This is a genomic window from Halomonas almeriensis (genome assembly GCF_030409235.1).
GTDB lineage: Bacteria > Pseudomonadota > Gammaproteobacteria > Pseudomonadales > Halomonadaceae > Halomonas > Halomonas almeriensis.
In genome coordinates, this window is the sequence record NZ_JAUFPO010000005.1 from 211,030 (window position 1) to 230,251 (window position 19,222).

16 protein-coding genes are annotated in these 19,222 nt (G+C 62.3%); 10 read left to right on the top strand and 6 right to left on the bottom strand.

From position 1 onward, the window contains the following. Window positions 1–74: 74 nt before the first annotated feature. The 4 genes from QWY74_RS03435 to glmS all read left to right on the top strand — a co-directional run bounded on the left by QWY74_RS03435 (window position 75) and on the right by glmS (window position 5,456). The gene (locus tag QWY74_RS03435) at window positions 75–872 is read left to right on the top strand and encodes an undecaprenyl-diphosphate phosphatase (RefSeq protein ID WP_264826082.1); all 798 of its coding nucleotides are present in this window, start codon (window positions 75–77) and stop codon (window positions 870–872) included. Window positions 873–1,065: 193 nt separating this feature from the next. Then, window positions 1,066–2,172: an FAD:protein FMN transferase gene (locus QWY74_RS03440; RefSeq protein ID WP_290313725.1), complete on the top strand. Its 1,107-nt coding sequence runs from the start codon at window positions 1,066–1,068 to the stop codon at window positions 2,170–2,172. A gap of 74 nt (window positions 2,173–2,246) precedes the next feature. Continuing rightward, entirely contained in the window at window positions 2,247–3,608 is a 1,362-nt protein-coding gene (gene glmU / locus QWY74_RS03445; RefSeq protein ID WP_264826084.1) for a bifunctional UDP-N-acetylglucosamine diphosphorylase/glucosamine-1-phosphate N-acetyltransferase GlmU, read from the top strand. A gap of 15 nt (window positions 3,609–3,623) precedes the next feature. Then, the gene (gene glmS / locus QWY74_RS03450) at window positions 3,624–5,456 is read left to right on the top strand and encodes a glutamine--fructose-6-phosphate transaminase (isomerizing) (RefSeq protein WP_264826085.1); all 1,833 of its coding nucleotides are present in this window, start codon (window positions 3,624–3,626) and stop codon (window positions 5,454–5,456) included. Window positions 5,457–5,563: 107 nt separating this feature from the next. On the opposite strand, the gene nrdF is transcribed toward glmS, so the two are convergent. The 4 genes from nrdF to nrdH all read right to left on the bottom strand — a co-directional run bounded on the left by nrdF (window position 5,564) and on the right by nrdH (window position 9,511). Continuing rightward, window positions 5,564–6,529: a class 1b ribonucleoside-diphosphate reductase subunit beta gene (gene nrdF / locus QWY74_RS03455; protein WP_264826086.1), complete on the bottom strand. Its 966-nt coding sequence runs from the start codon at window positions 6,527–6,529 to the stop codon at window positions 5,564–5,566. 162 nt (window positions 6,530–6,691) lie between these two features. Next, window positions 6,692–8,878 (bottom strand): class 1b ribonucleoside-diphosphate reductase subunit alpha, encoded by a 2,187-nt coding sequence (nrdE, locus tag QWY74_RS03460; RefSeq protein ID WP_264826087.1) that lies wholly within the window; start codon window positions 8,876–8,878, stop codon window positions 6,692–6,694. Further along, window positions 8,868–9,278: a class Ib ribonucleoside-diphosphate reductase assembly flavoprotein NrdI gene (gene nrdI, locus QWY74_RS03465; RefSeq protein ID WP_264826088.1), complete on the bottom strand. Its 411-nt coding sequence runs from the start codon at window positions 9,276–9,278 to the stop codon at window positions 8,868–8,870. The genes nrdE and nrdI overlap by 11 nt, the downstream gene beginning before the upstream one ends. 8 nt (window positions 9,279–9,286) lie before the next feature. Next, the gene (nrdH, locus tag QWY74_RS03470; protein WP_264826089.1) at window positions 9,287–9,511 is read right to left on the bottom strand and encodes a glutaredoxin-like protein NrdH; all 225 of its coding nucleotides are present in this window, start codon (window positions 9,509–9,511) and stop codon (window positions 9,287–9,289) included. Between the two features lie 381 nt (window positions 9,512–9,892). On the opposite strand from nrdH, the gene QWY74_RS03475 reads away from it, so the two are divergent. Both QWY74_RS03475 and QWY74_RS03480 read left to right on the top strand, forming a co-directional pair. Beyond that, window positions 9,893–10,753 carry a DUF72 domain-containing protein gene (locus tag QWY74_RS03475; protein WP_264826090.1) on the top strand — a complete coding sequence of 287 codons (861 nt, stop codon included), beginning with the start codon at window positions 9,893–9,895 and terminating at the stop codon, window positions 10,751–10,753. A gap of 161 nt (window positions 10,754–10,914) precedes the next feature. Next, window positions 10,915–12,255 (top strand): sodium-dependent transporter, encoded by a 1,341-nt coding sequence (locus QWY74_RS03480; protein ID WP_264826092.1) that lies wholly within the window; start codon window positions 10,915–10,917, stop codon window positions 12,253–12,255. A 115-nt stretch (window positions 12,256–12,370) separates the two neighbouring features. Here the strand turns inward: QWY74_RS03480 and QWY74_RS03485 are convergent, their stop codons facing one another. Further along, entirely contained in the window at window positions 12,371–12,583 is a 213-nt protein-coding gene (locus QWY74_RS03485) for a PA3496 family putative envelope integrity protein (protein WP_290313726.1), read from the bottom strand. 359 nt (window positions 12,584–12,942) lie between these two features. Between QWY74_RS03485 and hexR the strand changes: the two genes are divergently transcribed. From hexR to QWY74_RS03500, 3 genes are all read left to right on the top strand, one after another. Further along, entirely contained in the window at window positions 12,943–13,803 is an 861-nt protein-coding gene (hexR, locus tag QWY74_RS03490) for a transcriptional regulator HexR (protein ID WP_290313727.1), read from the top strand. Window positions 13,804–14,081: 278 nt separating this feature from the next. After that, the gene (gene uvrD / locus QWY74_RS03495; RefSeq protein ID WP_290313728.1) at window positions 14,082–16,298 is read left to right on the top strand and encodes a DNA helicase II; all 2,217 of its coding nucleotides are present in this window, start codon (window positions 14,082–14,084) and stop codon (window positions 16,296–16,298) included. Between the two features lie 185 nt (window positions 16,299–16,483). Then, the gene (locus QWY74_RS03500; RefSeq protein ID WP_290313729.1) at window positions 16,484–17,590 is read left to right on the top strand and encodes a TRAP transporter substrate-binding protein; all 1,107 of its coding nucleotides are present in this window, start codon (window positions 16,484–16,486) and stop codon (window positions 17,588–17,590) included. A gap of 4 nt (window positions 17,591–17,594) precedes the next feature. On the opposite strand, the gene QWY74_RS03505 is transcribed toward QWY74_RS03500, so the two are convergent. After that, window positions 17,595–18,005 carry an acyl-CoA thioesterase gene (locus tag QWY74_RS03505; RefSeq protein WP_290313730.1) on the bottom strand — a complete coding sequence of 137 codons (411 nt, stop codon included), beginning with the start codon at window positions 18,003–18,005 and terminating at the stop codon, window positions 17,595–17,597. 144 nt (window positions 18,006–18,149) lie between these two features. Between QWY74_RS03505 and QWY74_RS03510 the strand changes: the two genes are divergently transcribed. Beyond that, window positions 18,150–19,133, top strand: coding sequence for a phosphate ABC transporter substrate-binding protein (locus QWY74_RS03510; protein ID WP_290313731.1), 984 nt, complete (start codon window positions 18,150–18,152; stop codon window positions 19,131–19,133). Window positions 19,134–19,222: the final 89 nt, after the last annotated feature.

A 19,222-nucleotide genomic window follows, 5' to 3' on the forward strand; every position in this document is an offset into this window, starting at 1 on the left:
GCCGGAGGGGACAGGCCGTGATTGGAGCTGTATCCTCATGAACCGGTTACTGAATTGCTGACATAGAGTATTCCATGGATTGGCTCCAGATCGTCCTGCTTTCCATCGTCCAGGGATTGACCGAGTTCCTGCCGGTTTCCAGCTCCGCCCACCTGATTCTGGTGCCGGTGCTCACCGACTGGCCCGATCAGGGGCTGGCCTTCGATGTGGCGCTGCATATCGGCAGTCTGGCTGCCGTGGTGCTGTACTTCCGCGCGGAGCTGACCGCCATGATCGCCAGCTGGTGTCGCAGCCTGGGCGGGCAGGGCACCGACGCCGATGCGCGCCTGGCCTGGTGGGTTCTGCTGGCAACGATTCCGGTGTGTCTTGTCGGCCTGGCCTTCAAGGACAGCATCGAGAATGTGATGCGCTCACCGCTGGTGCTGGCCGGGGGGCTGATCGTGTTCGGTATCCTCCTGGGAGTGGTCGACTGGCGCTGTCGAGGACAACGCAGCGAATACACCATGGGCTGGAAGGATGCGCTGTGGATCGGTCTGGCCCAGGCACTGGCGCTGATACCCGGCACCTCGCGCTCGGGCATCACCATGACCGCCGCCCTGATGCTGGGGCTCAACCGCGAAGCGGCGGCACGCTTCTCGTTCCTGCTGTCGATTCCGGTGATCGTGCTGGCCGGCGGTCTGGAGACCCTGGAGCTGATCCGCGCGCCGCAGCCGGTGGATTGGCTAGCCTTGTCAGTGGGCGCCGTGTTGTCGGGTATCAGCGCCTATACTTGTATTCATTTCTTTCTGGCCTTCATCAAGCGCATCGGTATGCAGCCCTTTGTCATCTATCGGCTGATACTGGGTGTCGCCTTGATCTGGTTGTTCGGTTAGAGCGATCGCTGATTGTTCGGGTAACGCGATCGATGAGCGCCGGGGGAGGATGAGCTTTTCCGTCGACAAGCTTTCGCGAGGGCGCTGTGAACCCATCCCTGGGCGCTACCTTTGCCATCCATGGCAAAGGACCCTCGCTTCAGCTTGTCCCCGGCGCTCATCCTGTTGGTTGGGTTCCTTCTGGAGTTTTGTCATGCCACTTTTGAATTACCGCCATACGTTCCTGTTGCTGCTACTGCTCGTCCTGCTGGCCGGTTGTTCCGAGCGCAAGCTGGAAACCCCGGTGACTCTCAAGGGCGATATCTTCGGCACCTTCTATCAGGTCACCCTCGCCGATCCGATCACCGCCGAGCGTCGCGATACCCTGCAGGACGGCATCCTCGACGAGCTGGAAGCAGTCGATGCCTCTATGTCCACCTACCGCGATGACGCCGAGCTGGTGGCCTTCAACCAGGCACCGGTCGGCGAGTGGCAGACGCTCTCCGCGCCCTTGATCGAGGTACTGGCCCTGGCCCGTGCCGTCGGCGAGGCCAGCAACGGTGCCTTCGATGTCACCGTGGGTGATCTGGTCAACCTGTGGAGCTTCGGCCCCGAAGCACGCCCCGAAGAGGTGCCCGGTGATGCCCTGATCGAGCAGCGCCTGGCCGAGGTCGGCATGCAGACCCTGGAGCTGGATGTCGACGACAACCGTGCCCGGCGGCTCAAGGACGTTTTCGTCGATCTTTCCGGGGTGGCCAAGGGCTATGCCACCGACCGGGTTGCTGCCTATCTGGACGAGGCAGGCATGGATAACTACCTGGTCAACCTGGGTGGCGAGGTCAAGGTGGCCGGCCACCGGGACGGCGATTCCGAAGCCTGGCGTATCGGCGTCGAGGTACCCCAGGATGGCCAGCCCCGGGCCGAGCATGTGCTGGAGCTGGACGCCATATCTGTGGCCACCTCGGGGGATTACCGCCACTATTTCGAAACCGATGGGCGGCGCTACTCGCATACCATTGATCCGCGCACCGGCCGTCCCATTCGCCATCAGCTGGCGTCGGTGACCGTCCTCGCGCCTTCCAATGCCCGCGCCGATGCCTGGGCCACGGCCATGACGGTGCTCGGCGAACGCGAAGGCATGCGGCTCGCGCTGCGCCACGATCTGGCCGTCCTGATGCTGGTTCGCCAGGGCGAAGGCTGGCAGAGTCTGGCGAGTCCGGCCTTCACGGCACGATTCGGTGAGGACAGGATCAAGAGAATGGGAATCGAGATCGTAAACTCGGCTGATCGACTTCCTTCACCAGGTGATGAAGCGCCCTGAAGAATGGATCACAATGGGGCTGACCCCATCTGCCACCCACAATAGTCAATCAGAGACACAATGAAGGAGTCGGGATGACCCTGGATGTCGTGATACTCGCCGCCGGCAAGGGAACGCGCATGCGTTCGGCCTTGCCCAAGGTACTTCACCCGCTGGCCGGCAAGCCGATGGTGCGCCACCTGCTCGACACGGCGGTGGGGCTCGAGGCCGATCGCACCCATGTGGTCGTCGGACACGGTGCCGACACGTTGCGTGAGGCGCTGGCCGACTATGAGGTCGACTTCGCTCTGCAGGCCGAGCAGAAGGGCACCGGCCATGCCGTGGCCCAGTCGCTGGATCAACTCGGCGACGGCAAGGTGCTGGTGTTGTATGGCGATGTGCCGCTGATTCGTCGCGATACCCTGCGGGCACTGCTGGCCCCTGTCGACGAAGACCACATGGCGCTATTGACGGTCACGCTCGAGGACCCTTCCGGGTATGGCCGCATCCTGCGCAACGAGGCCGGCGAGGCGGTCGCCATCGTCGAGCAGAAAGATGCCAGCGAGGCCCAGCGGGCGGTGCGCGAGTGCAATACCGGCATCATGGCCATGACAGCCGCGCAACTGCGCCGCTGGTTGCCCCGGCTGTCGGCTGAGAACGCTCAGGGGGAATACTATCTGACTGACGTGATCGCCATGGCCGCCGCAGAGGGCGTCAGCGTCGCCACCGCCCAACCCGCCCGGCCTGTCGAAGTCGAGGGTGTCAATGATCGCCGCCAGATGGCGCGCCTGGAACGTACCCTGCAGGCCGATATCGCCGATGACCTGATGGCGCGTGGCGTGGCTCTGCGCGATCCCGCACGCTTGGATGTGCGCGGCCAGCTGGAATGCGGTCATGATGTGGAAATCGATGTCGGCTGTGTCTTCGAGGGCCAGGTGGCACTCGGCGAGGGTGTCAGGATCGGCCCGCACTGCGTAATCCGCGACAGCCATATCGGCGCCGAAACGGTGGTCGAGGCCCATAGTGTTATCGAGGGTACCGTGGTGGCCGGCCATAATCAGCTGGGACCCTTTGCGCGCCTGCGACCGGGCACCCGCCTGGCGGTGGGGGCCAGGGTCGGCAATTTCGTCGAGACCAAGAACGTCGAGGTGGGCGAGGGCTCCAAGATCAATCATCTCAGTTACGTGGGTGACGCGCGTCTGGGCCAGGGCGTGAACATCGGCGCGGGTACCATTACCTGCAACTATGATGGTGCCAACAAGCATCGCACCGAGATCGGCGATGAGGCCTTCATTGGCTCCAACACGGCGCTGGTGGCGCCGGTGTCGATTGGCAAGGGGGCGACCGTGGGCGCCGGCTCGACCATCAATCGCGATGTGGCGGATAACGTCCTGGCGGTCGAACGTTCCAGGGTTATTAGCAAGGATGATTGGCAGCGTCCCGTTAAGCGGGGCTGAACAAGGAGATTTTCTATGTGTGGCATCGTCGGTGCGGTAGCCAGGCGCAACGTTCAGGGCATTCTGCTCGAGGGCCTCAAGCGTCTGGAGTATCGTGGTTATGACTCGGCCGGCATGGTGGTGCGCAACGCCCACGGCCAGCTGCAACGCCAGCGGGCGCTGGGCAAGGTCGCCGCCCTGGAAGACAAGTTGGAAAGTGGCGCCCTCAGCGGTAACAGCGGTATCGCCCATACGCGCTGGGCGACGCATGGCCGGCCCAGCGAGGAAAATGCCCATCCTCACCAGTCCGGTGACCGTCTGGCGGTAGTGCATAACGGCATCATCGAGAACCATGAAAACCTGCGGGCCGAGCTGGAAGGCGAGGGCTATGTCTTCACCTCGCAGACCGACACCGAGGTCATTGGCCATCTGCTCGAGCGTGAGGCGCAGCAAACGGACCTGCTGTCCGCCGTGCAGACCATCACCTCCGGCCTGGATGGCGCCTATGCGCTGGGCGTCATGCATGCCGATGAACCGGATGTAGTGATCGGCACTCGCAAGGGCAGCCCGCTGGTCGTGGGTGTCGGCATCGAGGAAGCCTTTATCGCCTCCGACCCGCTGGCGCTGCTGCAGGTGACCGACCGCTTCATCTACCTCGAGGAAGGTGATGTGGTGCGGCTTTCCGGCAATGGCGGCATCGAGGTGTTCGATATCGAGGGGATAGCCGTCGAACGGCCGGTGCAGATCTTCGAGCATGGCGACGGTAGTGCCAGCAAGGGCGATTACCGCCACTTCATGCTCAAGGAAATCCATGAGCAGCCCAGGGTCATCGCCGAAGCCCTGGAAGGCCGCCTGGGAGATCGCTCGGTGCTGGTCGAGAGTTTCGGCCCCGACGCCGAGGCCCTGTTCTCGAAAGCATCGCAGATCCATCTGGTGGCCTGCGGGACCAGCTACCATGCCGGCATGGTGGCCCGCTACTGGCTGGAGCGTTATGCCGGTATTCCCGTCCAGGTCGAGGTGGCCTCGGAGTACCGCTACCGCCGCGTGGTGGTGCCCGAGAACACGCTGTTCGTGACCCTGTCGCAGTCCGGCGAGACCGCCGATACCCTGGCGGCATTGCGCTTTGCCAAGCAGGGCGGTTATCTGGGCAGTCTGGCGATCTGTAACGTGCCGGGCAGCTCCCTGGCTCGCGAGTCCGATCTGACGCTGATGACGCGTGCCGGTCCGGAAATCGGCGTGGCCTCGACCAAGGCCTTTACCACCCAGTTGACGGCCCTGATGCTGCTGACCCTGGCGCTTGGCCGCGTGCGCGGCCAGGAAAGCGAAGAGCAGGCACGGCTGGTCTCGGCCCTGCGCGGCTTGCCCGCTCAGGTGGAGCGCGTGCTGGAACTGGATCCGCAGATCGAGTTCCTCTCACAGGCCTTTGCCGAGAAGCATCATGCGCTCTTTCTGGGCCGCGGTGCCCACTTCCCGGTGGCCCTGGAAGGCGCTCTCAAGCTCAAGGAAATCTCCTACATTCACGCCGAGGCCTATCCGGCGGGCGAGCTCAAGCATGGTCCTCTGGCGTTGGTCGACAGCGAAATGCCGGTGGTCTCGGTGGCGCCCAATGATGAACTTCTGGAGAAGCTGAAATCCAACCTGCAGGAAGTGCGCGCGCGAGGCGGTGAGCTCTTTGTGTTTGCCGATGAAAACATCGGCCTGGAGGATGGTGATGACACTCGGGTGCTGCACCTGCCGCACATCGACGAGGCCCTGGCGCCGATTCTGTATACGCTGCCGCTGCAGTTGCTGTCCTACCACGTGGCGGTGCTCAAGGGCACCGACGTCGATCAGCCGCGCAACCTGGCCAAGTCGGTCACCGTGGAATGAGTGCTTCGGGCCCCGTCATAGCCGGGGCCCATGCAAAAAAGCGCCGGGGCATTTCTGCCCCGGCGCTTTTTTTGACAGCCCGATGACGCGAGGAGCCTGGGCTTTGTCTAGAAGGCCCAGTCCTCGTCCTCCGTCTTCTCGGTACGCCCGATCACATAGGATGAGCCCGAGCCGGAGAAGAAGTCGTGGTTTTCTTCGGCACCCGGCGAGAGGGCGGCCAGAATCGCCGGGTCGACGGCATCGGCTGCATTGGGGAACAAGGCTTCGAAGCCAAGATTCATCAGCGCCTTGTTGGCGTTGTAGTGCAGGAATGCCTTGACGTCCTCGGTCAGGCCGACATCGTCGTACAGCGATTCGGTGTAGTGCACTTCGTTGTCGTAGAGGTCGAGCAGCAGATCATAGGTGGTGTCCTTGATCTCCTTCTGACGCTCCGGTGTTTCCTGCTCCAGGGCGAGCTGGAACTTGTAGCCGATGTAATAGCCGTGAACCGCTTCGTCGCGGATGATCAGGCGGATCAGGTCGGCGGTGTTGGTCAACTTGCCGCGGCTCGACCAGTACATCGGCAGATAGAAGCCGGAATAGAACAGGAAGGATTCCAGGAAGACGCTGGCGACCTTGCGCATCAGCGGGTCCTGGGTATCGTAATGTTCCAGGATCAGGTCGGCCTTCTTCTGCAGGTGCGGATTCAGCTCGCTCCAGCGATAGGCATCATCCACATCGCGGGTGGCACAGAGGGTCGAGAAGATCGAGCTGTAGGAGCGCGCATGCACGGATTCCATGAAGCTGATGTTGGTCAGCACGGCTTCTTCATGGGGCGTGACGGCATCATGGATCAGCACCGGGGCGCCGATGGTGCCCTGGATGGTATCGAGCAGCGTCAGGCCCGTGAATACCCGGATGGTCAGCTGCTGTTCCAGCTCGCTGAGGGTATTCCATGAAGGTACATCGTTGGACAGCGGGATCTTTTCCGGCAGCCAGAAGTTGCTGGTCAGTCGGTTCCAGACCTCGAGGTCCTTTTCATCCTGCAGCCGATTCCAGTTGATGGCATCGACGCGGTTCAGTCGAGCAGTCATGGTGGGTACCTCATCCGGTTATGCAACTGTTTCTTGAGGTGGCTTTCCGGCGACAAGCCTACGAGGAGGCGCTGTAAATACATCCCTGTACGCTACCGACGCCTTACCTGGCGTCGGACCTCCTCTCGGCTTGCCCCCATGCCCCTGCCTGAAGACGTTATCTTAAAGTGTGCAGGACACGCAGCCTTCCACTTCTGTACCTTCCAGCGCCGCCTGACGCAGCCGAACGTAATAGATTGTCTTGATGCCCTTGCGCCAGGCATAGATCTGCGCCCGGTTGATGTCCCGCGTGGTGGCCGTGTCGCGGAAGAACAGCGTCAGCGAGAGCCCCTGATCGACGTGCTGGGTGGCCTCGGCATAGGTATCGATGATCTTCTCGGGGCCGATCTCGTAGGCGTCGCGATAGTAATCCTGGTTCGCGTCGTTGAGATAGGGCGCCGGATAATAGACGCGACCCAGCTTGCCTTCCTTGCGGATCTCGATCTTGGAGACCACCGGATGAATGCTCGAGGTGGCATGGTTGATATACGAGATCGAGCCGGTGGGCGGTACGGCCTGCAGGTTGCGGTTGAACAGGCCGTGCTTCATCACCGAGTCCCTGAGTTCACGCCAGTCCTGCTGCGTCGGGATGTGGATGCCCGCCTTGTCGAACAGCTCGCGCACCCGCTGGGTCCTGGGCAACCAGGTCTGCTCGGTGTACTTGTCGAAGTAGCGACCGCTGGCATAGGCGGAGTCCTCGAAGCCGGCGAAGCTCTCGCCACGCTCCATGGCCAGTTTGTTGGACGCGCGCACGGCGTGATAGGTGATGGTATAGAAGTAGAGGTTGGTGAAGTCCAGCCCCTCTTCGGAGCCATAATGAATGTGCTCGCGTGCCAGGTAGCCATGCAGGTTCATCTGCCCCAGGCCGATGGCGTGGGAGCGCGCGTTAGCCTCGGCAATCGAGGGTACCGAGCGGATATCGCTCATTTCGGAGACGGCGCTCAATGCCCGAATCGCGGTCTCGACGCTGGTGCCGAAGTCGGGCGAGTCCATCACGCGGGCGATGTTCAACGAGCCCAGGTTGCAGGAGATATCCTCGCCGGTACGAAGGTAATCCAGGTTGTCATCGTACTCGCTGGGCGTATTGACCTGGAGGATTTCCGAACACAGGTTGCTCATGTTGATGCGACCGGCGATCGGATTGTCGCGGTTGGCCGTATCCTCGAATAGCACGTACGGGTAGCCGGATTCGAACTGCAGCTCGGCGAGCGTCTGGAACAGCTCGCGGGCATTGATCTTGGTCTTGCGAATCCGCGCGTCGTCGACCATTTCCTGGTATCTGTCGGTCACGCTGATATCGCCGAAGGGCACGCCATAGACCTTCTCGACGTCATACGGCGAGAACAGGTACATGGGCTCGTTACGCTTGGCCAGCTCGAAGGTCACGTCCGGAATCACCACACCCAGCGACAGCGTCTTGATGCGGATCTTCTCGTCGGCGTTTTCGCGCTTGGTGTCGAGGAAGCGCATGATATCCGGGTGGTGCGCGTTCAGATAGACCGCGCCGGCGCCCTGGCGGGCTCCGAGCTGATTGGCGTACGAGAAGGCATCTTCCAGCATCTTCATGATCGGGATGACACCCGACGACTGGTTGGCGATGCGCTTGATCGGGGCCCCGGACTCGCGGACATTGCTCAACGAGAAGGCCACGCCACCGCCGCGCTTGGAGAGCTGCAGGGCCGAATTGATAGCTCGGCCGATGGACTCCATGTTGTCCTCGATGCGCAGCAGAAAGCACGACACCAGCTCGCCGCGCTGCTTCTTGCCGCAGTTGAGGAAGGTCGGCGTCGCCGGCTGGAAGCGGCCGTGCAGGATTTCCTCGACCAGGGTGCGTGCCAGGGCCTCGTCACCGCGGGCCAGGCTCAGGGCGACCATGCACACGCGATCCTCGAAGCGCTCCAGATAGCGGCGGCCATCGAAGGTCTTGAGGGTATAGCTGGTGTAGTACTTGAAGGCGCCGAGGAAGCTCTGGAAACGGAATTTCACCGCATAGGCCTGATCGAACAGCGACTTGATGAAGTCAGCAGAGTACTGCTCTAGAACTTCACTCTCGTAGTAGCCTTCCTCAACCAGGTAGTCGAGCTTCTCATCCAGGGTGTGGAAGAACACCGTGTTCTGATTGACGTGCTGGAGGAAGTACTGGCGAGCGGCTTCCTTGTCGGCCGACAGCTGCAGACGGCCATCGGCATCATAGAGGTTGAGCATGGCGTTCAACGCATGAAAGTCCAGCTCCTTGGGCTGGGCTTTTTCAGCGGACGCCGTCGCCGATTCCTGGGGGGCGTCCGTCGGGGTCAGAGTATCATCCAGCATCGTCTATCTCCGTTGCCAGGCGCTCATGCACCGTGGCGACATCTTCTGGTGTGCCCATCAGCTCGAAGCGATGTAGCAATGGAACCTGGCATTTGTGGGCGATCACGCGGCCGGCCAGACAAAAGGCGCTGCCGAAATTGGTATTGCCGCCTGCCACCACGCCGCGAATCAGGGAACGGTTGTGCTCGTCGTTGAGAAAGCGGATGACCGGTGCGGGCACGGCCGTGCGCGGATTTCCGTCGCCATAGGTTGGGACGACCAGCACATAGGGGTTGTCGACCCGCAGCGCCTGAGCATCACGGCTCAGAGGAATACGCTGGGCCGGCAAACCGAGCTTTTCCACGAAGCGCTGGGTATTGCCCGATTTCGTGGAGAAATAAACCAGTTCGCTGACACTCATGTCGTCGCTCAGCTGGCCAGCTGGCGAATGCGCTCCGGCCGGAAGCCTGACCAGTGCTCGTCGGCCGCCACGACCACCGGCAGCTGGCGATAGCCCAGTTCACGAACGGTGTTGGCGGCCTCGGGCTCCTCGCTGATATCGACCACGGTGTAGTCGAGACCCTGCTTGTCGAGGGCGCGATAGGTGGCGTGGCACTGCATGCAATCGGGCGAGCTGTAAATCTTGATGTACATGATGAAGCGTCTCTCACAAAACCGATTTAGCTCGGCCTGTGGCCGAACACCCAGCTGGCCGCCTCGCGGCGGGCAACACCACAAAGTGTATCACAGGAATTCGACTCCCAATACCAGATATGGTGTGGGAATCCTGTGGAAAAGGTATATATAGTGTGTGTAAAGGTAAAAGACGAGTCGTCGTGTGGTGTTGAAAGCGGCTCTTGGTGGGCTTTCGCGGCGCTTTGTGGCCGGGTCACACCCTGGTCTCACTCCTGAGGTGTCGCACTACAACAGGCTGAGTCGAGTGGCGCGGCGACGTATACTAGGCAACCTGGCGCCCGGCGTCGACCCGCTCCGTCGATGCAGGCAAGCAAATCGCAATCCTGGGGAATGACGGCCATGAAGGGACGACTGCATCTCGGTTTGCCCATGTGGGCCAACGATGACTGGCGTGGCCACCTTTATCCCCCGCATACCTCGGTCGACGGTAATCTGGAGGATTACGCCCGTGTCTTCTCCGCGGTTGAGGGCAATACCACCTTTTACAGCGGCTCCCCCAGAGCCGCGACGGTGGCGGCCTGGGCGCGCCGTGTGCCGGACGATTTCCGTTTCTGTTTCAAGTTGCCGGCCCGGATCACCCATGAACGTCGGCTGCAGGGTATCGAGGCCGATATCGACACCTTTCTCGAATCGCTGGAGCCCCTGAAAGGGCAACTGGGGCCCTTGATGGTGCAATTGCCGAGGGATTTCGGCGCCGCGGAACTTCCGAAATTGCAGACACTGCTGGGTCGCTGGCCGTCGGATCTCCCCTGTGCCGTCGAGGTACGCCACCCCGATTTTTTCCACAAGGGAGAGGCCGAAAAAAACCTCAATGCAATGTTGATAAGTCATGGCGCCAACCGCGTCATGCTGGATGTGCGTCCCTTGTTTTCCACTCCCGCCGCGGGGCACCCGGGCATGCTGCAGGCTCAGGCCGAAAAACCGAGATGCCCATTGCACGTGATCTCAACCAGTAATTTTCCTGTGGTGCGCTTCATCGGCCACATCGAGGACACCATCAATCTGCGCTATTTCGAGCCTTGGATCGCGCGTTTAAAGCTGTGGATAAGTCAGGGGATAAGCCCTTTCCTTTTTGTGCATACCGCCGACAATAAAGGCTCCCCTGAAATGGCCAGACGTCTCTATGCCCAGCTGCGCGATCAACTCTCGCTGCCAACCCTGGCGGAGTTTGCCGGAGAGCGTCAGTCATCGCTTTTCTAGGCGGCAAGTGCATGTCCGGTTCATCGGGCTTTGAAAGAGCGCGGTTGGCTGGCCATCAAGCGCCTGATCGGCTATTTTTATTTTCTTGATCGTGACGCTGAACCGTACAACGTCGTCATTGCACTCGCTTGATCAATGACGGTCCATCTCCAGGGTGTTTTATGTCTAGCAAGCAGCATGCGCAATGGTCGTCCCGACTGGCCTTCATCCTCGCCGCGACGGGGTCAGCGGTTGGCCTGGGCAATATCTGGAAATTTCCTTACATGGTGGGTGACAGCGGGGGCGCGGCCTTCGTACTGGTCTATCTGTTGTGTATTGCGCTGATCGGTCTGCCGATCCTGGTCTCCGAGTGGCTGATCGGGCGTCGCGGCCAGAGTAACCCGGCCACCGCCATTGCCAGTGTGGCCGAAAAGGCCGGTCGTTCCCGTGCCTGGATGATAGTCGGTATTAGCGGCATTGTCGGCGCCTTCCTGATCCTGTCGTTCTACAGCGTGATCGGCGGCTGGTCGCTTTACTACACCCTCAACTCAGTGACCGGGGCCTTCAGCGGCCAGGATTCCGATGCCATCGGCGCGCTGTTCAACGGCATGCTGGGCAACCCCGTGCTGCTGCTGGTGGGGCATTCGGTATTCATGCTGCTGGTCATCGGCATTGTCGCGCGAGGCGTCACCAAAGGCCTGGAAGGCGCCGTGCGCACCCTGATGCCGATGCTGGGCGTGCTCCTGGTGGTGCTGGTCGGCTATGGCATGACTACCGGCCACTTCGGTGAGGCCCTGAGCTATCTGTTCAACCCGGACTGGAGTGCACTCAGCGGCGAAACCGTGCTGGCCGCCCTCGGCCATGCGTTTTTCACGCTCTCGCTGGGCATGGGTATCATGATGGCCTACGGCTCCTACCTGGGCGAGGACGTCAATCTGCTCAAGACGGCGCGCACCGTGGTGATCATGGATACCGTGATTGCTCTGGCGGCCGGCCTGGCGATCTTCCCCATCGTCTTTGCCAATGACCTTGATCTGAACTCCGGGCCGGGGTTGATTTTCGTCACCCTGCCGCTGGCCTTCGGCAACATGGGCGGCGGCATGATTCTCGGTCTGCTGTTCTTCCTGCTGCTGACCTTTGCCGCCCTCACCTCGGCCATCTCACTGCTCGAACCGGTGGTCGAGTTCTTCGAGGAACGCACCCCGCTGTCGCGTGCCATGTCGACACTGGTTGCCGGCATCGGCGCCTGGGCACTGGGGATTGCCGCACTGCTGTCGTTCAATGTATGGAGTGATCCGGTACTCTTCGGCCTGGGTATATTCGACCTTCTGGACAAGCTGACCAGCAAGTTCATGCTGCCGTTGACCGGTCTGGGCGTGATCATCTTTGCGGCCTGGTTCCTGGATCGCAGGAGCCTGGTGGAAGAGCTGGGGCTATCCAATGGCGGGGCCGGAATCTGGCATCTGGTGACACGTTTTGTGGCACCCATCGGCGTGATCGTGGTCTTTGTTTCCAGCCTGTAAAAGGGCCTCAGGGGTAACGGGTCGTTTTTGCTTCTGCAAGCCCCGCCATGGCGGGGCTTGTGTCTGAATAGTCGACGCGTTTCAGGGCCGCGGGCAGGCATCGAACATTGTCGGCTCAGTGCATGTCGTTGTCGGCTTCGTCCTCAGGGAGTTTGGCGATATCCTGGTGGAGGCGCTTGAACTCTTCATGGAGTTCGATGCCGCGCCTTGCGCGCAGGTTACGCTGAGCGGCGGTGCGCGAGCGCTGCTCGTGCTCGCTGACTTCCATGCTCATGAAGATATCGAGAAGTTCGTTTCTGACAGAGGTTAACCTTTCGGCCTTGCGCATGATCGACGCTCCTGTCTGCAGTGAATGTGCCGGCATTCCTTATGCTGCTCGACACTGCACTTTCTACTATACATCACTTGACAGAATGATGACGGCGCGTCAACGGACGGAGCCGGACACCACAGAATAATCTGCCCGAGCCCCTGGCTGATAAACCCTGGCTGAAAAGCCCCGAACCTGCCTGACACGGCCTGCCGGCTAAGCCATCCGGCGACCTTCGTATCCGCCGGAGCACCCACGGGGTGCGCATTGCCTGGCCGCATGGGGCATACTGTTGGCATGGCGGCACTGATGACGCGAGCGACGCGGCGTAGCATCATTGGCGCCGACAGGATTTTCCCCACTACAAGGAGCGACGCGTGAGTCTTGGCCTGTTCGATGAAATGAGACGTCGCATGGAGCACTTTCGTCGCTCCGAGCAGAAAGTGGCGCGTTTCGTGCTGCGCAACCCCGAAGAAGTCATCCATATGCGCATCGTCGATCTGGCTACCGAGGCCAAGGTCAGCGAGCCCACGGTGGTACGTTTCTGTCGTGCCCTGGGCTGTGACGGCTTTCAGGACTTCAAGCTCAAGCTGGCGCAGATGCTGGCCACGGGCAGTCAGTTCGCCCAGTTCTCGATGAACGACAGCGACTCGGTGGCAGAGTTTTCCCACAGCATCTTCGACTCCACGGTCGGCACCCTGCTCTCGGTGCGCGACCGACTGGACAACGACTCTCTCAGTCAGGCCATCAATGCCCTGGGTATGGCCAACCGGGTCGAGTTCTACGGCTTCGGCGCTTCCGGTGCCGTGGCCTTCGATGCCCAGCACAAGTTCTTCCGGCTGCAGATTTCCACCGCCGCCTACAGCGATCCGCACATGCAGAACATGTCGGCGGCCACCCTCAAGGAAGGCGACGTGGTCGTCGCCATCTCGCAGACCGGCCGCACCCGTGCCCTGGTGGCCAGCGTGCGCCTGGCCCGCGAAGCTGGCGCCACTGTCATCGGCTTGTGTCCCAGTGACTCTCCCCTGGCCAGCGAAGTGAGTCTGCCGCTGTACATCGACGTTCACGAAGACACCGAAATATACACCCCGATGAGCTCGCGTATCGCCCACCTCGCCCTGATCGATGTCCTCGCCGTCGGCGTCGCCAAGACCCGCGGCCCCAAACTCGCCGAACAGCTCAAGGCCGTAAAACGTAGCCTCAACCCACTGAGGTTTCCGGAAGAGGACGAGTCCTGAGCCGGCGGGGCCGGCTCAGTAGAACGAAGAGGTAAGAGCGGCGCTACGCGCCTTGAAGAGGTAAGAAAGCCCTTGACGCCACAAACCCTAGCACCAGCCTGGCCTCTTCCCTCTTCCCTCTTCCCTCTTCCCTCTTCCCTCTTCCCTCTTCCCTCTTCCCTCTTCCCTCTTCCCTCTTCCCTCTTCCCTCTTCCCTCTTCCCTCTTCCCTCTTCCCTCTTCCCTCTTCCCTCTATGCTAGACTACCGCTCCATTTCCCGAGCAGCGATGCCTTCCCCCATGGACGACGTCACGGCGATTCTCGATCACATGAACCCTGCCCAGCGCGAGGCGGTCAGTGCGCCTCAGGGCAACATGCTGGTGCTTGCGGGGGCGGGGTCGGGCAAGACCCGGGTGCTGGTGCATCGCATTGCCTGGCTGATGCAGGCGGAGGGGCTGTCGCCCTATGCCGTGCTGGCCGTTACCTTCACCAACAAGGCGGCGCGCGAGATGCGCACGCGTCTCGAGGCGCTGCTGGGTATCTCGCTGCGCCATGTTTGGGTGGGCACCTTTCACTCCATCGCCCATCGCCTGCTGCGGACCCACTGGCAGGATGCGCGGCTGCCGCAGCATTTCCAGATCATCGACGGTGATGACCAGCTTCGCCTGATCAAGCGCCTGCTCAAGGACTACAACATCGACGACGAGCGCTATCCGCCGCGTCAGGTGCAGTCCTTCATCTCCGGCTGCAAGGAAGAGGGCCTGCGCCCGCATCAGGTGGATGCCCATGGCGACGCCTACATGCTGCAGATGGTCGAACTCTACGAACGCTATCAGCTGACCTGCGAACGCGGCGGCCTGGTCGATTTCGGCGAACTGCTGCTGCGCAGTCTGGAACTGCTGCGCGACAACCCGGCCCTGCTGGCGCATTACCAGGAGCGCTTCGGCCATGTGCTGGTCGACGAATTCCAGGATACCAACACCCTGCAGTATGCCTGGCTCAAGCTGCTCACCGGCATGCGCACGCCGATGACCGTGGTCGGCGATGACGACCAGTCGATTTACGGCTGGCGAGGCGCGCGTATCGAGAACATCCGTCGCTTCGAGAACGAGTTCCCCGAGACCAAGCTGGTGCGCCTCGAGCAGAACTATCGCTCCACCAGCGTGATCCTCGATGCCGCCAATGCCCTGATCCGCTACAACGCCGATCGCATGGGCAAGGAACTGTGGACCGCCGGCGATCATGGCGAGCCCATCTCGGTGTATGGTGGCTTCAACGACCTGGATGAAGCCCGCTACATCGTCGACACCATTCGTGAAAAGGTCGAGGAGGGCGTCAATCGCCGCGAGGTCGCCATCCTCTACCGCTCCAATGCCCAGTCGCGGGTCATCGAGGAAACCCTGATCCGCCAGGGCGTGCCCTATCGCATCTACGGCGGCCAGCGCTTCTACGAACGCCTCGAGATCAAGAACGCCCTGGCCTACCTGCGGCTGCTGCTCAATCGTGATGACGACGCCTCCCTGGAACGGGTGATCAACGTGCCGGCACGCGGCATCGGCACCCGCACCGTCGAGACCCTGCGTCATCGGGCCCGCCAGACCGGCGAATCGCTGTGGCAGGCCCTGCACCAGGCCACCACGGATGGCAGTCTGCGCGGGCGGGCGGTGACCTCGCTCAAGGCCTTCGCCGATCTGATCGAGCAGCTCGACAACGAAGCCGCTGGCCTGTCGCTCCACGACATCATCGACCACCTCAACGAACGCACCGGCCTGGTCGAGCATCACCGCAACGAGAAGGGCGAGAAGGGCCAGGCCCGGGTCGAGAACCTCGAGGAACTGGTCACCGCCGCTCGGGCCTTCACCCAGAGCGAGGCCGTGACCGACGGAGATGCCTCGGATGCCGGAGAAGCCGGCGAGGGCATGGCCGCCCTGGAAGCCTTCCTGGCCGAGGCCGCCCTGAATGCCGGCGAACACGAGGCCGATGAGTTCGAGGACTGCGTGCAGTTGATGACGTTGCACTCGGCCAAGGGCCTGGAGTTTCCGGTGGTGTTTATGGCCGGCGTCGAGGAGGGCCTCTTTCCGCACAAGATGTCCATGGAAGAGCCCGGCCGCCTGGAGGAAGAGCGTCGCCTCTGTTATGTCGGCATGACCCGTGCCATGCAGAAGCTCTACCTGACTCATGCCGAACTGCGTCGCCTTCACGGCAAGGAAACCTTCCAGCGCCCGTCGCGCTTCCTGCGTGAGGTCCCCGAGCACTTCCTCGAGGAAGTCCGGCTGCGCGGCCAGATCTCGCGCCCGGTGACCTCTCGCCCCTCGAGCCCACAACAAGGCAGCGTCGAAGGCGGTGACGAGCTTCCCTCGCTGAGCCTGGGGCAGCGCGTCAGCCACCCGGTATTCGGCGAAGGCGTGGTCCTCAATGCCGAAGGGCAGGGCGAGCGTGCCCGCGTGCAGATAAGCTTCGAAGGCGAGGGCGACAAATGGCTGGTGCTGGGCTTCGCCAAGCTCACCCCCCTCTGAGACGCTCCACCAGCACGGCCATCGCCAGCAGCGGCAGCGCCCATGTGACTGCTCCCCGCCCGAGTGGGCGAGGGTTCACGCGAATCTTGCTGAGTTGCCGATGAATTTGCCTATCGCGCATACTGCCTTGTGGACACGCTGCTTGCGGGCAGGATGAATAATTACGATACGGAGTCGCCTTCGCCATGGAGCGTCGCAATTTTCTCAAGACCAGTATCAAGACGCTGGGTGCCGGCACGGCGGGTGCCGTGGCCGCGCCCTTCATTTCTACCGCTTCTGCCCAGGAGACGATCACCTGGAACATGGTGACGTCCTGGCCGAAGAATTTCCCGGCGCTGGGCACCGGGGCCAATGATCTGGCGGCACGTATCGAGCGCATGTCGGGCGGGCGCATGAAGGTCAAGGTGCACGGGGCCGGCGAGATGGTGCCGGCCATGGAGGTCTTTGATGCGGTGTCTGCCGGCACGGCCGAGATGGGGCATTCGGCGTCTTACTACTGGCGCGGCAAGGTGGCGGCGGCGCAGTTCTTTACCGCCGTGCCCTTCGGCATGACCACCACCGAGACCAATGCCTGGCTCTACCATGGCGATGGCCAGACGCTGTGGGACGAAATCTACGCCGAGCACAATCTCAAGCCCTTTGCGGTGGGCAACACCGGCACCCAGATGGCGGGCTGGTTCAAGAAGGAAATCAAGTCGCTGGACGACATGCAGGGCCTCAAGCTGCGCCTGCCCGGGCTGGCCGGCGAGGCGATGAGCGGCATCGGCGTGACCACCATGACCACGCCCGGCAGCGAGATCTTCACCTCCCTGCAGACCGGGGTACTGGATGCGGCCGACTGGGTCGGGCCCTACAATGATCTGGCCTTCGGCCTGCATCAGGTGGCGGACTACTACTACACCTCGGCATGGAACGAGCCCAGCGCCGTTCTCGAGGGCACCGTCAATCTGGACGCCTGGAAGGCACTGCCGGATGATCTCAAGGCGGTAGTCACCGAGGCGGCGAGGGCGTCCAATCTGGCGATGATCAGCGAGTTCAGGCTGCGCAATGCCGAGGCGCTGAAGACGCTGGTCGAAGAGCATGGCGTTAAGCTGCGCGAATTCCCCGAGGATGTGATGTCGGCTCTGCTGGAGTCGTCGCGGGACGTGCTGCAGAAGCAGGTCGAAAGCGATGAAGCTTCGCGCCGGATCTACGAATCCTACCGCGACTTCCAGCAGAAGGTGCGCCCCTTCACCGATGTCGGCGAGTTCGCCTATTTGAAGGCGCGCGAGCAGCAGCTCGGCGAGAGCTGATCGATCAGCTCTCGTTCTGGCGCACGGCGCGGATGCGGCCGTTGTCGTCCAGGGCGACCAGCACGAAACGTGCCTCGGTGACCTTGTGCAGCTCATCGGGGTTGCGTTCCATGGGCGAGCGGCTCCAGACCTCGACATCGAGCTTGATCGAGCTGTGGCCGATCTCGCCGATGGCGGTGAAGATGTTGACCACCGAGCCCACACGTACCGGGCACAGGAAGTTCATAGCCTCGATGGCGACGGTGGCGGTGCGGCCATGGGCCTCACGGCTGGCGGTCAGCTCGGCGGCCTTGTCCATCTGACTGACCAGCCAGCCGCCGGGGATGTCGCCATGGAAGTTGGTGTCCTGGCGGTTGGCGACCAGCTTGAGGGCCAATTGGCCGCGCGGTGCCGGAATGTCGTCGAGTTCGCTCATGGGCTGCCTGCCGGTTGTTTTAGTGGGTCATGATAGAGGGCAAGTGGTGCTGATCGCTACCTTTACCCCGCTTGGTCGCCGTGGCGTCGGTCATCACCCGTCCTCGCCCCCGTTCCCATCCGCGTCGTGAATCCCGGAGGTTTCATGTCTGTCGCCAACGCTGTACGAGCCTGCCTGGGCCTGTTGATGCTGCTGAGTGCCTTTGCTGCCTCGTCGCTGTGGGTCAGCGTCGCCCAGGCCGAGGAGGCGGGGACTCAAGCGCCGGTCGGCACGCTGGACACGGTGGGCTCCGACACCATGGCCGGACTGATGCTGCGCTGGGACGAGCACCTGGCTCGCGAACATCCGGGCATGCGCCTGCAGCTCAAGGCCAGTGGCTCGGCCAGTGCGCCACCGGCGCTGACGGCCGGCACGACCCTGCTGGGGCCGATGTCGCGGCCGATGACCGATGACGAACGAGCGGCCTTTGAGCGGCGTCATGGCTATCCGGTCGAGTCACTGGTGGTGGCGAGGGATGCCCTGGTGGTCGTGGTGCATCGCCATAATCCACTGACGAGCCTGAGCTTTGTCGAACTGGATGCTATCTTTTCCGAGACCCGGCGCTGCGGTGGCGAGGCCGGGCTGCGTCGTTGGTCGTCGTTGCTCGACGGGACCTTTCAGGGGTTGATCGCCCCGCATGGCCGTAATGCCGTCTCGGGCACCCATGAGCTATTCCGGCGCGAGGCGCTGTGCAATGGCGCCTTCCGCCCGCAGGTCAGGGAGCACCCGGGGTCGGCGGCGGTGGTGTCGGCCGTGAGCGCCGACCCACGGGGCATCGGGTATGCCGGCCTCAACCACCTGACGCCGGGAGTAAAGACCGTGGCACTACGCGATGCTCAAGGCGTCGAGCACCGCCCGCAGCCCGAAGCCGTGCAACGCGGCGACTATCCCTTTTCGCGTGACCTGCGCCTCTACGTCAATCGCCCGCCCGACGAGCCGCTGCCGGCCGTCGAGCGAGCCTTCATCGATCTGCTACTCTCACCCGAGGGTCAGGCGATCGCAGAGGAAATGGGGTTTGTCGCCCTGCCGCGTGCCGTGCTCGATCGCCAGCGCCGCAGACTGGGCCTGGTGCCTCTGTCGCCGCCCTGAGACTGGCTGAGGAGCGCGTCCCGGCTGGCGTTGTCATATCGTTGTCATGACAATGTCGTATTTTTACTTTGCCACCCTCACGCCGCTCT

Bases quoted from the DNA above. Each gene is read 5' to 3' on its own strand.
- QWY74_RS03510 (WP_290313731.1), top strand. From the start codon at position 18,150: ATGTCTGTCGCCAACGCTGTACGAGCCTGCCTGGGCCTGTTGATGCTG.
- glmU (WP_264826084.1), top strand. From the start codon at position 2,247: ATGACCCTGGATGTCGTGATACTCGCCGCCGGCAAGGGAACGCGCATG.
- QWY74_RS03440 (WP_290313725.1), top strand. From the start codon at position 1,066: ATGCCACTTTTGAATTACCGCCATACGTTCCTGTTGCTGCTACTGCTC.
- QWY74_RS03435 (WP_264826082.1), top strand. From the start codon at position 75: ATGGATTGGCTCCAGATCGTCCTGCTTTCCATCGTCCAGGGATTGACC.
- nrdI (WP_264826088.1), bottom strand. From the start codon at position 9,278: ATGAGTGTCAGCGAACTGGTTTATTTCTCCACGAAATCGGGCAATACC.
- nrdH (WP_264826089.1), bottom strand. From the start codon at position 9,511: ATGTACATCAAGATTTACAGCTCGCCCGATTGCATGCAGTGCCACGCC.
- glmS (WP_264826085.1), top strand. From the start codon at position 3,624: ATGTGTGGCATCGTCGGTGCGGTAGCCAGGCGCAACGTTCAGGGCATT.
- QWY74_RS03485 (WP_290313726.1), bottom strand. From the start codon at position 12,583: ATGCGCAAGGCCGAAAGGTTAACCTCTGTCAGAAACGAACTTCTCGAT.
- QWY74_RS03505 (WP_290313730.1), bottom strand. From the start codon at position 18,005: ATGAGCGAACTCGACGACATTCCGGCACCGCGCGGCCAATTGGCCCTC.
- QWY74_RS03475 (WP_264826090.1), top strand. From the start codon at position 9,893: ATGAAGGGACGACTGCATCTCGGTTTGCCCATGTGGGCCAACGATGAC.
- QWY74_RS03480 (WP_264826092.1), top strand. From the start codon at position 10,915: ATGTCTAGCAAGCAGCATGCGCAATGGTCGTCCCGACTGGCCTTCATC.
- nrdF (WP_264826086.1), bottom strand. From the start codon at position 6,529: ATGACTGCTCGACTGAACCGCGTCGATGCCATCAACTGGAATCGGCTG.
- nrdE (WP_264826087.1), bottom strand. From the start codon at position 8,878: ATGCTGGATGATACTCTGACCCCGACGGACGCCCCCCAGGAATCGGCG.
- uvrD (WP_290313728.1), top strand. From the start codon at position 14,082: ATGGACGACGTCACGGCGATTCTCGATCACATGAACCCTGCCCAGCGC.
- QWY74_RS03500 (WP_290313729.1), top strand. From the start codon at position 16,484: ATGGAGCGTCGCAATTTTCTCAAGACCAGTATCAAGACGCTGGGTGCC.